This window comes from Cardiobacterium sp. Marseille-Q4385 (assembly GCF_916618745.1).
Classification (GTDB): Bacteria; Pseudomonadota; Gammaproteobacteria; order Cardiobacteriales; family Cardiobacteriaceae; genus Cardiobacterium.
This window is the reverse complement of sequence record NZ_OU745373.1, coordinates 2,283,994-2,297,805: the sequence shown is the minus strand read 5'-3', so window position 1 is coordinate 2,297,805 and position 13,812 is coordinate 2,283,994. Positions and strand designations below refer to the sequence as shown.

The 13,812-nt window shown below is 57.6% G+C and carries 14 protein-coding genes; 7 read left to right on the top strand and 7 right to left on the bottom strand.

Annotated elements, in window-relative coordinates:
* The first annotated feature begins 6 nt into the window (after positions 1–6).
* The 3 genes from LG374_RS10985 to LG374_RS10975 all read left to right on the top strand — a co-directional run bounded on the left by LG374_RS10985 (position 7) and on the right by LG374_RS10975 (position 3,592).
* Complete coding sequence (locus LG374_RS10985) at positions 7–1,155, top strand: mannitol-1-phosphate 5-dehydrogenase (protein ID WP_225757738.1); 1,149 nt, start codon at positions 7–9, stop codon at positions 1,153–1,155.
* Positions 1,156–1,667: 512 nt separating this feature from the next.
* Entirely contained in the window at positions 1,668–2,789 is a 1,122-nt protein-coding gene (locus tag LG374_RS10980) for an AI-2E family transporter (protein ID WP_225757737.1), read from the top strand.
* Positions 2,786–3,592 (top strand): alpha/beta hydrolase, encoded by an 807-nt coding sequence (locus tag LG374_RS10975; protein WP_225757736.1) that lies wholly within the window; start codon positions 2,786–2,788, stop codon positions 3,590–3,592. Before LG374_RS10980 ends, LG374_RS10975 begins: the two co-directional genes overlap by 4 nt.
* A gap of 126 nt (positions 3,593–3,718) precedes the next feature.
* Here the strand turns inward: LG374_RS10975 and LG374_RS10970 are convergent, their stop codons facing one another.
* Positions 3,719–4,507: a M48 family metallopeptidase gene (locus LG374_RS10970; RefSeq protein ID WP_225757735.1), complete on the bottom strand. Its 789-nt coding sequence runs from the start codon at positions 4,505–4,507 to the stop codon at positions 3,719–3,721.
* A gap of 131 nt (positions 4,508–4,638) precedes the next feature.
* Here LG374_RS10970 and LG374_RS10965 point away from each other — a divergent pair, with 131 nt between their 5' ends.
* Positions 4,639–6,666 (top strand): OPT family oligopeptide transporter, encoded by a 2,028-nt coding sequence (locus LG374_RS10965; RefSeq protein WP_225757734.1) that lies wholly within the window; start codon positions 4,639–4,641, stop codon positions 6,664–6,666.
* A 199-nt stretch (positions 6,667–6,865) separates the two neighbouring features.
* Here LG374_RS10965 and LG374_RS10960 read toward each other — a convergent pair whose 3' ends face one another.
* The 6 genes from LG374_RS10960 to LG374_RS10935 all read right to left on the bottom strand — a co-directional run bounded on the left by LG374_RS10960 (position 6,866) and on the right by LG374_RS10935 (position 10,862).
* On the bottom strand, positions 6,866–7,345 hold the full coding sequence (locus LG374_RS10960; protein WP_225757733.1) for a hypothetical protein: 480 nt from the start codon (positions 7,343–7,345) through the stop codon (positions 6,866–6,868).
* The gene (gene tsaD / locus LG374_RS10955; RefSeq protein ID WP_225757732.1) at positions 7,342–8,379 is read right to left on the bottom strand and encodes a tRNA (adenosine(37)-N6)-threonylcarbamoyltransferase complex transferase subunit TsaD; all 1,038 of its coding nucleotides are present in this window, start codon (positions 8,377–8,379) and stop codon (positions 7,342–7,344) included. The genes LG374_RS10960 and tsaD overlap by 4 nt, the downstream gene beginning before the upstream one ends.
* A gap of 63 nt (positions 8,380–8,442) precedes the next feature.
* Complete coding sequence (locus LG374_RS10950) at positions 8,443–8,859, bottom strand: roadblock/LC7 domain-containing protein (protein WP_225757731.1); 417 nt, start codon at positions 8,857–8,859, stop codon at positions 8,443–8,445.
* A 9-nt stretch (positions 8,860–8,868) separates the two neighbouring features.
* On the bottom strand, positions 8,869–9,402 hold the full coding sequence (locus tag LG374_RS10945; protein ID WP_006985051.1) for an ATP/GTP-binding protein: 534 nt from the start codon (positions 9,400–9,402) through the stop codon (positions 8,869–8,871).
* Positions 9,403–9,426: 24 nt separating this feature from the next.
* Entirely contained in the window at positions 9,427–10,422 is a 996-nt protein-coding gene (locus LG374_RS10940) for a hypothetical protein (RefSeq protein ID WP_225757730.1), read from the bottom strand.
* Between the two features lie 83 nt (positions 10,423–10,505).
* A complete protein-coding gene (locus tag LG374_RS10935; RefSeq protein WP_225757729.1) occupies positions 10,506–10,862 on the bottom strand; it encodes a roadblock/LC7 domain-containing protein in 357 nt (118 codons plus the stop codon).
* 199 nt (positions 10,863–11,061) lie between these two features.
* On the opposite strand from LG374_RS10935, the gene tsaE reads away from it, so the two are divergent.
* From tsaE to LG374_RS10920, 3 genes are all read left to right on the top strand, one after another.
* Positions 11,062–11,499: a tRNA (adenosine(37)-N6)-threonylcarbamoyltransferase complex ATPase subunit type 1 TsaE gene (tsaE, locus tag LG374_RS10930; RefSeq protein WP_225757728.1), complete on the top strand. Its 438-nt coding sequence runs from the start codon at positions 11,062–11,064 to the stop codon at positions 11,497–11,499.
* Positions 11,500–11,599: 100 nt separating this feature from the next.
* Positions 11,600–13,201, top strand: coding sequence for an N-acetylmuramoyl-L-alanine amidase (locus LG374_RS10925; protein WP_225757727.1), 1,602 nt, complete (start codon positions 11,600–11,602; stop codon positions 13,199–13,201).
* Positions 13,202–13,210: 9 nt separating this feature from the next.
* A complete protein-coding gene (locus LG374_RS10920) occupies positions 13,211–13,750 on the top strand; it encodes a shikimate kinase (protein WP_225757726.1) in 540 nt (179 codons plus the stop codon).
* The last annotated feature ends 62 nt before the right edge of the window (positions 13,751–13,812 follow it).

Sequence of the window (13,812 nt, the reverse complement as noted above, 5' to 3'; positions counted from 1 at the left end):
GGACACATGCCAAAAGCACTACACTTCGGCGGTGGCAACATCGGGCGCGGCTTCATCGGCAAAATCCTTGCCGATGCAGGTTACGAAGTCGCCTTCGCCGACATCAACACCGCCGTCATTGACCGCCTGAACCGCGATCACACCTACCGCGTCCACGTCGTCGGCGACGGCGTGGACGAATACCAGACCGTCAACCACGTGCGCGGTGTCAACTCCGGCGACGCTGCCGTGATGACCGCCGAAATCGCGGCAGCCGACCTCGTCACTACCGCCGTCGGCCCGACCGTGCTGGAAATCATCGCGCCGCAACTCGCGCAAACCCTCGCCGCCCGCTACCGTGCAGGCGGCGCGCCGCTCAACATCATCGCCTGCGAAAACATGGTGCGCGGCAGCAGCTACCTCAAAGAAAAAGTCCTCGTCGCCGCAGGCGAGGATGCCGCCCTCATCGACGCCAACACCGGCTTTGTCGATTGCGCCGTGGACCGCATCGTCCCGCCCGTCACCGGCGGCAGCGACGACCCGCTCGCCGTTACCGTCGAAGTCTTCAGCGAATGGATTGTGGACAGCACCCAATTCAAAGGCGCGCTGCCCGCCATCGCCGGCATGCTGCCGACCGACAAACTCATGGCCTTCATCGAGCGCAAACTCTTCACCCTGAACACCGGCCACGCCGCGCTCGCCTACCTCGGCAAACTGGCAGGCAAAGCCACCGTCGGCGCAGCCATGCAGGACAGTGCCATCCGTGCGGCAGCCGAAGCGGTGATGAAAGAAAGCGGCGCCGTGCTCATCCGCCGCTACAACTTCGACCCGGCGACCCACCGCGCCTACATCGAAAAAATCCTCAAACGCTTCGCCAACCCCTACCTGCACGACGACGTAGACCGCGTTGGCCGCCAGCCGCTACGCAAACTCGGCGCGCAAGAACGCTTTATCAAGCCGCTTAACGGCATGCTCGAATACAGCCTGCCGCATGATGCCACCGTGCGCGCCATCGCCGCCGCCCTGCATTACCACAACCCGGACGACCCGCAGGCGGTGGAAATGCAGTACTACCGCCACGCGCACGGCATCGCCGCGACACTCGCCAAATACAGCGACTTCACCGATGCCGCCGTGGTAGCAGAAATCGAAGCCGCCTACCAGGCGCTTGCCTGAGGCGTTTCCCAAGCAAAAATCCCGCTCCGGCGGGATTTTTTGTGGATACCCCAGTATTTATCCCGCTTGACGGGGGGCAGTATTGATGTCGCTTGGCGTAGTTTTAAATAGCACGACGGTGCTACGGTAGAAAGAAAAACGTAGAGACGTTGCCTGCAACGTCTCAATAAACCCGGCATCTATCCCGCTGGGCGGGTGCAGTGTTTATGTCGCTTGGCGTCGTTCTTACCCAGAATGCAAAAAGCGGGCGCAGCCTGCTTGATGGGCTTCAGCCCATCCTACGTGAGGCCAGTGTTTATATCGCTTGGCGGCGTTGGCGCAAACGGATAGCACGATAGAGACGTTGCAGGCAACGTCTCTACGTTTTCCTTTCTTTGTAGCAGCATCCTGCTAATGGAAGCCGACAAGCAGCATCAATACCGGACTCGCCAAGCGGCATCAATCCCCCCTGCAAGCGACACATCACCCGGTGAAGCCGCTATCATGACAAGCCCCGTCACAGAGAGGTCCCGATGAACGAATCCCGCCCGCGCCGCCTGCATCCCCTGCACACCCTGGTACTGTCGCTGCTCTTGGCCATCCTCAGCGGCTGGCTGTTGCAGGTCGGCAAGAATTTGTTGCTGCCCGTTTTTATGGCGCTGATTTCCGTCTATGTGCTGGTGGCGCTGGCCGACTGGCTGCGCAAGGTGCCGCGTCTCGGCAACGCCCCCGCCTGGCTGCGGCGCTTGCTGGTGCTATGCGGTTTCGTCGGCGTATTGCTGTTGCTGACGGGGATTGTCATCAGCACCGGCGAGAAAATGATCGCCACCGCACCAACCTATCAGGAGAATCTGAAGCGTCTGCTGGACGGTGTGACTGCTTGGCTGGGCATGGCGCAAAGTCCCGACTGGCAAAGCATCCGCGCCGCCACCATCGATAACATCGATCTTGCCGCGCTGCTGGGGACGGTGCTGGGCTCGGTCGGCTCGCTGCTCGGCATCGTCATCATGGTGGCGGTTTACGCCATGTTCCTCCTCGGCGAGCGTGACGACTTCGCGCACAAACTGGAAGTTGCCATGCCGGGCGAAAGCGCGGCGCAAACCCGCAAACTCATCGGCGACATCAACCGCCGCATCGGCGATTATCTGGCGGTGAAGACGCTGGTGAACGTCATCCTCGCCGCACTGTCCTTCATCATTCTCTGGCTATGCGGTGTGGATTTTGCGCTGTTCTGGGCGGTGGTCATCGGCCTCTTGAACTATATCCCTTACGTTGGCTCCTTCCTCGGCGTGCTCTTCCCGGTCGTGCTCGCGCTGGCGCAATTCGGTTCACTGCACATGATGCTGCTGGTGCTGATTTTGCTCACTGCGGCGCAGATGTACGTCGGCAATGTCCTCGAACCGAAAATGATCGGCAAGCAGGTTAACCTTTCCCCCTTCGTGGTGCTGGTAGCGTTGTCGCTGTGGACATCGCTGTGGGGCGTGGCCGGGGCGGTGCTGGCTATCCCGCTCACCTCCATCATCACCATCATCCTCGCCGCCTTTGCTCCCACCCGCCCGCTGGCGGTGCTGCTCGCCGAAAACGTCGATGAATTTGTCACGGACACGGCCAGCCATGCAGAAACCGCAGCGCCCGATGAACCGTTCCTGCCATGAAGCGTCTCAAAAAGCACCTCCTCCGCGCTGCCCTAATCCTCGCCACCCTCTATGCCGCGACACTGGGCGCGCTCTACTTTGCGCAGGAAACCCTGCTTTTCCGCCCGCAAGTCCTCGCCGCCGACTACGTTTTCCATTTCCCCGCGCCTTACCGGGAAATCCGCCTGCCGGTTGCGGGCGCAGAACTGCACGGCCTGCATTTCCGCCACGAAAATCCTCAGGGCGCCATCGTCTTCTTCCACGGCAATGCCGGCTCGCTCGCCCATTGGGGCAATATCGGCGCACGGCTTGCCGCGCTTGGCTACGACTGTTACCTCTTTGACTATCGCGGCTACGGCAAAAGCAGCGGCAACCTCCGCAGTGAGGCGCAAATGCTGGCAGACGTGGAGTCGATGATGGCCTACATCCGCCACGACAGCGGCGACAAACCGCTGACGCTCATCGGTTACTCCCTCGGCAGCGGCATGGCGGCCTATGCCGCCGCACATCATCCCGTCGAGCGCCTTATCCTGGTCTCGCCCTTTTACACCCTGCGCGGGTTGATTCAGGAAAAATACCCCATCGTGCCCGCGCCGCTCATCAAATACCCGTTGCCCAGCGCCGAATACTTGACGCAATCCGCAAAGACGCCGCTGCTGCTTATCCACGGCAGACGCGACACCCTGATTCCGCTAGCGCACAGCTACCGCCTGTGCGAAGAATTCCCTGACCGCTCCACTCTGCATGAACTGGACGCGGGACATGGCGATATCTGGAATGATCCGGCGATATGGAAGGTCATTGGCGAGACGCTGCGCCAATAAGCGCTGAATGACGGGCGGCTGTCTTCCCGCAGAGAAATGCTTTTCGGCCAAGCGGGATAAATCCCGACCTTGTGCCATAAAAAATCCCCCGCAAGCGGGGGATTTTGGCAATGGCGACTGGGATGTTTATCGGCCCCCGCTTTGCTGATAGAGACCCATCGCTTCCGGCAGATATTGCTGCAAAACGGCGATGCGGTCAGCACCGCTGGGGTGAGTGGAGAGGAAGGTCGGCGTGCTGCCGCCACCTGCCTGCGCCATTTTCTGCCAGACGCTGATAGCCGCCTGCGGGTTATAGCCGGCACGCGCCATCAGCATCAACCCGCCGATATCCGCTTCGGTTTCATGCTGGCGGCTGAACGGTTTGTTAATGCCGTATTCGGCGAGCAGACCTGAGCCTAAATCAATCATGTTCGGGTCGATGCCGCCCTGGCTGGCCAGCACCGCGCCGCCGATTTGCATGCCGAGGCCGGTCAGCAATTGCTGGCCGACTTGCGCCTTGGTGTGCTCGCGCAGGGCATGGGTCATTTCGTGACCGATAACGGCGGCAAGTTCATCGTCCGTGAGATGCAGTTTTTCAACAAGACCGCTGTACACCGCCATTTTCCCACCCGGCATCGCCCAGGCATTGAGCTCGCTTGAGCGAATAACGTTCATCTGCCACTGGAAGGGAACGCCGGTGCGATTGTCAGCGTCGGCGATTGGCACCATGCGGTTGAAGACTTGGTGTACGCGCTGTGCGGTCGGCGAGCGGGTATCCAGCGCGTTTTCGCTTTGCGCTTCGGAGAGCAGGGTGTTGTAGCTCTGTGCGGCTTTGAGATTTAGCGCCTGTGAGTTGTAGCCGGCGAGATCGGCCATGGATTCGCAACCGGCAATGACGGTGATAGCGCTGATGAACAGGATTTTTTTGAATTTCATGCGTTTTCCAATGGATAGAGGGGTGAGATTGACTATTTTTCCATAGAATCTGCTGTTTTTTCTGCGCAGTTTCTTGACTTTTCATTAACTAAATTTCAACATTCGGCCTTCCTTTCTTCATGAGGTTTTATATGTCCACTCACACTCTCTCTGACCCTCTTGCCAATGTGCGCGAGCTGACCCTGCGCGGGATGGTGCTTGGTGCGCTGATTACGGTGGTGTTCACCGCGTCCAACGTTTATCTCGGTCTGAAAGTCGGTCTGACCTTCGCCTCCTCCATTCCGGCGGCGGTCATTTCCATGGCGGTGCTGAAATTCGCCAGCGGCAGCAATATTCTGGAAAACAACATGGTGCAGACACAGGCCTCCGCTGCCGGCACCATTTCCAGCGTGATTTTTGTCCTGCCCGGCCTGCTAATGGCGGGCTACTGGGCAGGTTTTCCTTTTTGGCAGACGACGCTGCTCTGCACCGCCGGCGGTATCCTCGGCGTGATTTTCACCATCCCGCTGCGCTATGCGATGGTGGTGAAGAGTGATTTGCCCTACCCGGAAGGGGTCGCAGCGGCGGAAATCCTCAAGGTCGGCAGCCATAGCGAAACAGCAGGCGGTGAAGGCAGCGGTATCCGCGAAATCGTCGCTGGCGGCCTGCTCGCCGGGCTGTTCGGCCTGTTGAGCAACGGCCTGCGCGTCATCAGCGACAGCGCCAGTTACTGGTTCAAAAGCGGCAACGCCGTGTTCCAGTTGCCGATGGGCTATTCGCTGGCGCTGCTCGGTGCCGGCTATCTGGTCGGCCTGACCGGCGGTATCGCCATCCTCATCGGCATTGCCTTTGCCTGGGGCGGTGCGGTGCCGTGGTTTACCGCGACTACGCCGATGCCGGACGGTATGGATATGACATCCTTTGCCATGAGCCTGTGGAAAAACAAAGTGCGCTTCATCGGCGCAGGCACCATCGGTATTGCCGCTATTTGGACGTTGATTACCCTGCTGAAACCAACCATTGAAGGGATGAAGCAGTCCTTCCGCACCCTGAGCGGCAACGCCACCGTCTCGACCGCGCGCATTGAGCAGGATCTCTCGCCGCAAGCGATGATCCTCATCACCCTCGGCATGATGGTGCTGCTCGGCTTCAGCTTCTACCACTTCATTGATGCGGCAACGATCCCCAGCGGTATCGCCTGGTTGCTGGTCGTCGTCTGCGTGCTGCTCACCGTCATCATCGGCTTCCTCGTCGCCGCCGCCTGCGGTTATATGGCAGGGTTGGTCGGTTCCTCCTCCAGCCCGATTTCCGGTATCGGCATCATCTCCATCATCATCATCTCGCTAGTGCTGCTCCTGATCGGCGAATCTGGCGGCCTCTTCGCCGACGCGGCCAACCGCCAATTCCTGCTGGCGCTCACCCTCTTCTGCGGCACGGCGGTCGTTTCCGTTGCATCCATCTCCAACGATAACTTGCAAGACCTGAAAACCGGCTACCTGCTGCAAGCGACGCCGTGGCGGCAACAGGTCGCGCTCATCATCGGTGTGGTGGTCGGTGCCATTGTCGTCGCCCCCGTCTTGCAACTGCTCTATCAGGCCTATGGCTTCCCGGATGCCATGCCGCGTGCGGGCATGAATCCCGCTCAGGCGATGTCCGCGCCGCAGGCGACGCTGATGAAAAGCATTACTACGGGTATCTTCAAGCACGACCTGCAATGGCAGTACATCCTGAGCGGCGTCGCCATCGGCGTGGCACTGATTGTCGTTGATGTCCTCCTGCGCAAGGGCAGCGGTGGCCGTAAAGCACTGCCGGTGCTGGCGGTCGGCATGGGCATCTATCTGCCGCCGTCCATCAACATGCCGATTATCATCGGTGCCTTCCTCGCCGCCTTCCTGCGCAGCCGTATCCGCAGCCGCTATGGCGCGGACAGCGAAAAACACGTCGCCGCCGCCGACCGCATCGGCACACTCTTCGCTGCCGGACTTATCGTCGGGGAAAGCCTGATTGGCGTCATCCTCGCCTTCATCATCGTCGTATCTGTGACTAACGGCGGATCGGACGCACCACTCGCGATTCCGCTAGAAAATTGGGGCACCACCGCCGCCTGGCTGGGTCTCGCCTTCTTTATTGGCGGCATGCTCATCTTCGCCCGCCGCACCCTCGCCGCTGCCAAGCGCTGATGACGCGGCATTAATGAAAAACGCCCCTGCGGGGGCGTTTTTTTATAGTGGTCTGAAAAGAAACAGGGCTGTGTTGGTGCACCTCACCGTGCCCATTACTATGCTTGAATAGATAAAAAGCGTAACAAGGCGGGCTACCGCAGACAATCTTAAGTCCCTTTGCTGCTGAATCGGTAACAGTTAAGGGCTGTGCCTACTGTCAGCCATTGTAGTCATTGCGGTATCTGCCTACGCTGAAGAGGAGAAGGAGGAAGGTCAGAAAATTGATGTTCAGCAGCAAGATCCCGCCAGCGTGCGGAATGGGATGCTGGTAGTAGAAGTTGAGTGCAGTCGGCAGGTAGTAGCTGAAAGCGCCGTATTCGAAGCGGACGGTTTGCAGGGCGTAGAGGACAATAAGGGTGAGGTAACCGCTTTTTTGTCCCCGGATGATTTGTACGGCGCCGTAGATACCGGCGATGGCTGTCGCAAGCGCAATGAGGGCGGCAAAACCGCTGTAACCGCTGTTGTGCAGGGTGGCGCAGGCAATTTTGTACGGCAGGGAGGCGTCGTATGCGCAACCGGCAGCAGCGAGATTGAGGCCACTACCGAAAAGGCGTTTCAGCATCCACAGGGCAAGAATGCCGCTTACGGCAGCGAGCAGGTAGGTTTCGAGAACGGGACGGTGCTGGATTTTTTTCATGGTTGACGAATGGGGTGAGGAGGCAGGTCGGTAAGGTCCCAGCGGGCTTTGACGGTGATATTGAGCGGGCTGTCGTGGCCGTCGTAGCGTTGTGCGGCGGCGTAGGCGATCATCAGGGCGTTATCGCCGCAGAGCGCAAGCGGCGGGAAGTACACGCGTTTGCCACGCTTATCGGCTTCTTGTTGCAGGGCGTGACGCAGGGCGCGGTTGGCACTGACGCCACCGGCAACGACGAGGTCGCGGTAACCGGTTTCTTGCCAGGCACGGCGGCTTTTGATGACGAGGGTATCCACCACAGCCTGCTGGAAGGCGGCAGCGATGTCGGCATGGGTTTGCGGGTCATTGCCCTGTTCTTCGATGAGCAGGCGCACTTGGGTTTTGAGGCCGCTGAAGCTGAAGTCCATGCCGGGGCGGTTGGTCATCGGGCGTGGCAGCGGGAAACGGTCGGCATTACCCTGTGCGGCGAGCGCTGCCAGTTCGGGGCCGCCGGGATAGGGCAGACCGAGCAGTTTCGCGGTTTTATCGAAGGCTTCGCCGACGGCGTCATCCAGGGTTTGCCCCAATAGACGGTAGCTGCCTGGTGCATCCACTGCCATGAGCTGGGTGTGCCCACCGGAGACCAGCAGGGCGATATAGGGCAGTTGTGGCCGGGCGGCAGTATCCAGCAGGGGCGAGAGCAGGTGGCCTTCCATGTGGTGGATGGCGATAGCGGGGATGTTAAGGCCGTAGGCGAGTGCGCGTGCGTATCCCGCTCCGGTCATCAGCGCGCCGAGCAGGCCGGGGCCTGCGGTATAGGCGATGAGGTTGATGTCGGTGAGCGTTTTGCCCGCCCGTTCGAGGGCCTGTTGCAGGATATGCGGCAGGCGACGCAGATGGTCGCGCGCGGCAAGTTCGGGGACAACGCCGCCATGGACGCGGTGCAGTTCGATTTGGGAATAGACTTCGTTGGCGAGGATACCTTCGTCTGCGCTATATAGGGCAACGGCGGTTTCGTCACAGGAGCTTTCAACGGCGAGGATGAGCGGTGTGGTCATGGTCGGTGTAAAAAGCGGCAGCCCCGCACTGGGACGGGGCTGCCGTGGTGTTCGTGAGAATGGTCAGGAGAGGAGCATCAGGCGTTTGGCAATCTGATCGGCCAGTTTGTTCGCACCATGCAGGATGTGTGCCAGCATGGCGCTTTGGGTGGACTGGATGAGGATGATGAGTGCTTTGTCGTCAACGCTGACGGCGCTGATATAGACTTTGCCTTTTTCGCTGTCAATGGTGATGGACTTGCTGTTGCCGAGGTCAAATTCGGAGATGAGCGAGGAGCCGAGGGCAAAGAGCGAGCTACCTACGGCAGCAAGGTTGTCGGCACTGTGTTTGTTGTCATCGGTGTGGGCAGCAATTTCGAAGCCGTCCGGCGTGGCAAGCAGGACATTTTTAACGCCCGGCGTGTCTGCGGCAAAGGTTTCCAGTGCGCGGATGCAGTAACTGACAAAGGTGCTTTCGCGGTAGTCTTCTAATGTTGCCATGGGCGTTCCTTAGTTGATCTCTGCTTCGATGGAAGCTATCAGGGTTTCGACCAGCAATAATACATCATCCCGTTTCCGGGCATCCACTTCGAATATCGGAAATTTGAAATCGCGCGCTTCGAGGATTTTGAAGCTTTCGGCGAGGGTCAGATAGTTGTGTTCGACGTCGCAATGGGTGATGCCAACGACGATACTGTTCATTTTGTGTTTGTGGAAATAGTCCACGTAATACGGCAGTTCTTTCACTGCTTTCGGCATGGAGCTGTCCACCAAGACGATGGCGCCTAGTGCCCCTTCGGTAACGACACGCCAGACCAGTTCGAAGCGTTCTTGCCCAGGTGTGCCATAGAGGCCGACTTTGGTGTCCGGCGGCAGAATGATTTGCCCGTAGTCAATGCCAACTGTGGTCAGCAGTTTGTTATGAGCTTTTTTATCGCTATTGACGACATCGGTTGAAACAACTTCTTTATCTGAAAGCGCCTTGATTGCTGTGGTTTTGCCGGCACCCATACTGCCTGCAAAGATAATTTTGAATTCTTGCATGATGTGTTGGTTATCCGATAAATGTTAAAGGCCGAGCTTTTCACGCAGGCGTTGCAGCAGGCTGCGCTTTTGTTCCACTTTTTCTTTTTCTTGCGGGCTGTATGCACGTTTGACTTGTTCTTCAGCAACGAAGCTGCCCTGTTCGAGCTTCTGCACTTGTCCCGCCATCAGGGTAGCGAAGAGGAAGCGGCGAATACGGTCGTAGGAATAGGAGGTTTTTTCGAAGAGGGTTTCGATGTTGACCGGATGGGTCTGTGCACAGGTGGCGAGGCGCAAGGCTTCGGTCCGTCCGTGTCTGCCAAGCGGTTGCGGGAAACGGATCAGGCGGTAATAGGCTTGATCGTCAATATCCTGGCGACCATCCATATTCGATTGCCACAGGCTTTCGAAGAGCCACAAATCGAATTGCAGTTTGCGTGCATTATCGGGAATGTCGTTACTGTCGGTCGCAACCCAGGTCCAGGAATCAAAACCGGGTACGGCTTCGCGCGGGTAGTTGATGTACACCAACCCTTCACGCGGCTTGATCCAGGTAATATTGCGCTCGTGCGTAGCGCGGATAACCATGTGATCGCGGCGACGGATATGATTGAGCAGTTCGCGTGTATTACTGCTTGGTGCAGCATCCGTAGTGCTGTGATGGGTCGGTGCAGACGCTGCAGTCGTAGTCGTCGCCGCAGGTAAGCCGTGGCCACCAAAGAGTTGATCCAGCCACGAAACGGCGTTGCCATTGTCGGTATCACGCAAATCCAGGGCAGGGAAACGGTGCTGTTTGGCCTGAGCGGCACCGTCATCGTTGTTATAGGCACAAACAATGGGACAACGCACCAGAGAAATATATTTCTGAATCTGGGGGGTGGGCAGGAAACTGGCGTTAATGACCACGCCGTTCAGCCCCTTGTGGTTGGCAGCGACCCACACAATGGATGAGCCTTGCGGCGCGCTGTTGATAAGTTTCTTAATACGGGTTTCCGATTCAGGAGAGAACCCGAGCAGGCAGATATTATGGTTATCCGGCATGACGAGAGTTTCCATGTCACTGAGTTACATAAAAATAACGCTCCCTATTTGGCGGTAGGGAGCGTGCGATAATATTCCCCCGATCAGGAAAAATCGAGTTCTTTTTCGAAGCCGCGCAGCTCGTGACGAGCCATAGCCAAATTGGAACGGGCACGATCCAAAACGAGGTAGAGGAACAGTTTTTCGTTGCGCTCCAGCGGACGAATCAGGTGATAGCTTTTGGTGAGGGTGATGAGGATATCTTCAATACCGTCGTTCAGACCCAAAGATTTGGATACACGACGTTTGGCATTGAGGACTTCAGTGTTACCAGCGGCTGCCAGCTCAAGGTCAATACCTGAACCTTCAGTAGCAAGCGCGAGGCCGCTGTCGGAATCTACCAGTGCTGCTGCTTTGAAACCGTCAATATCTTGCAGACTGCCAAGATCAATTTTAGCCATTGTGATTTACTCCAAGTGATATAACTATTTTGCATAACGCCTAAGGCACCTGCCACTATGCTTCAATCATACCTATTCCAAAAAAACATTTGATAACAATGAATTGATGCAAAAATGGGGTCCCAAAGCCCCCATCCCTTTACCTGATAGGGGCAATACTGCTGTAATGCTGCCCTAGTTTTGAACCTCTTGAAAGTCAATGCAACAAAATTTTGACATCGCCACACTAGAATTACTGGATGCGGCTGTTGCAGAAATCAGGCAACATACTAAAAACAAAGTCTATTATCTGGAAGGCCCGCTGGGGGCGGGGAAGACGGCTTTTGTTCGCAGCTGGTTGCGACAGGCGGGTTATCCGGGTGCCGTACAGAGCCCGACTTACGCCCTTATGCACGAATATTATATAGGGCAACACACTATTATTCATGCAGATTTATACCGCTTGGCAACAGCGGACGAGCTTTTGTACCTTGATGTGCGTGACTGGGAAACGCGAGCGACCTATATATTTATCGAATGGGCGCAAAATGGCGGTGATCTGCTGCCAAAGGCTGACGTAATCTGTCAGTTCTCCTACCAAAACGGCTGCCGTACATTGTCGGTTACAGATGTTTCCTGCGGCAAAAGCCGCTACTGATTTCAGAAACAGATGGGGCATAATAGCGCCTTGACCACATTCAACGGAAAATCCCGTGCTGCGAAAAGGACTCTTGTTTATTCGATTATGGCGCAATTTGTTGCTTATTCTGCTGGGATGCAGTTTTTTTTGTTATCCATCGTCCGCTTGGGCGGTTGTTTTACAAGACGTACGCTATAACCGCCTACCAGATAAAATCCAGCTCGTTCTTGATCTTGACCGCCCAACAATCTTTCAGCAATTCAGCCTCGCCGGGCCGCCGCGTATCGTCCTTGACATTCCTGATGCCAGCCGCAGTGGGCGGGCGGGTATTACCATCGGCGCCGGTGCGGTAAACAGCATCCGCACAGGCTTCAGCAACGAGACCACCCTGCGCGTCGTTATTGATCTGCGCTACACAGCCAAGGCCAATATTTACACTATGCCGCCGGAAGGCAGTCGCGGTAACCGCATCGTGATTGATATCTACGATAACCTCGCAGCCCCGGCGCTGACCTTGGAATCGCTCGAAAGCGAAGCGCAGCCGCCCTACGTCGTCTTTGCCGGTGCAGCACTGGAGAATATGCACGACAACGGCATCAGCATTAACAATAGTATGTCTATCGGCAACGTCCCTCCTTCTTCCGGCGGCGGACAAGTTGCCATTCAGCCTCCCCCACCACCGCGCAGCAGCGGTGTCCCTGTTGCTATCGATGCGCCACCACGCAGCAACGGTGTTCCCGTCGCCATCAACGCACCGCCGCGTAGCACGGGTGTACCCGTCGCTATCGATGCACCGCCACGTAACAGCGCACCACCACCCTTCCTGCAAAACGCTCCGCTGCCCACTTTCCCGCAAGACCGCATAGCCAGCAGCAAAATCGTCACCCAGGCCCCGCCACCGCGTCCGCCAGAAAGTCGCCCCGCTACCGTTACCGTTGAGCGCAAAATCTCGGCGACCGGAAAAGTCGAAAAACAGAGCAACATCATTGCACCCGCTTCCATCTCGAAGAAAACCATTGTCGTCGCCATTGACCCTGGCCACGGCGGCAAAGATACCGGCGCGGTCAACCCCGGCAGCGGCCTGCGCGAAAAAGACGTCGTCCTGCAAATCGCACACCGCCTGAAACAACACATCAACAGCAAAAAAGGCTTCAGCGCCTTCCTCACCCGCAGCGACGATACCTACATCCCGTTGCCCGAACGCCCCGGCAGCGCCCGTCGCCGTGGCGCAGACCTCTTCATCTCCATCCACGCCGATGCCGTGGAAAACAGCGCACCCAGCGGTTCATCGGTGTACATCCTCTCCACCAAGGGCGCGACCACCGCCATCGGCAAATACCTCGAACGCACTGAAAATTCGGTGGACCTGCGCTGGGGTGTGGACGTCAGCAAATACGATGACGACATCCAGCAGGCACTGCTCGGTATGCAGCAAGAAGCGACCATCGAATCCAGCTACATCCTTGCGCAAAAAACCCTGAATGAACTGGGCCGCATCGGTAAAGTCCACAAAGGGCAAGTGCAGCGTGCCAACTTCGTGGTGTTGCGCTCGCCGGATATCCCTTCGATGCTGGTCGAAACCGCCTTCATCTCCAATCCCGACGAAGCGCGCAAACTCGCCTCGCCCACCTATCAGGAACAACTGGCACAAGGCATTGCAAACGGCGTGGTCAGTTACTACAAAGAACACCTGCCGCAGCACATGCTGCTGGGAAAATAAGGAAATTACATGACGACAGGCCGCAAAATCGTCCTCATTGGCCCAATGGGTGCGGGGAAAACCTCACTGGGCAAACGACTTGCCGCGCGCCTGCGCTGGGATTTTGTTGATACCGACCATGCCTTGTGCGCACGCACCGGTGTGGACATTCCGACCATTTTCGCGCAAGAAGGCGAAGCGGGCTTCCGCAAACGCGAACACGCCACCCTTGCCGCCGAACTTGCCGACCCGCGTGAACGCGTCGTTGCCTGCGGCGGCGGCATCGTCATCAATGCCGATAATCGCCGCCTGATCGCCGGACAATTTTTGGTGGTCTTTATTGACGTGTCCGTGCACCGGCAAATTCTACGCATCGGTCGCGACCGCAACCGCCCGCTGGTGCAAAACACGGACAATCTGCAAGCCAAACTTGAGCAACTGCGCGACGAACGCCTTGGTCTCTACGAGGGCTTGGCTGATATCCGTATCGATACCGACAACAACCACTTCACCAATTCCTTCAAACAGTTGCTGCACGAAGTGGAAAGCCGTCTGCGCCACGAACGCTGAACCTGCCGCCTTCTCCCCTAAATAAAAAAGCGCCCCGCAGGGCGCTTTTTTACATCAAGCCG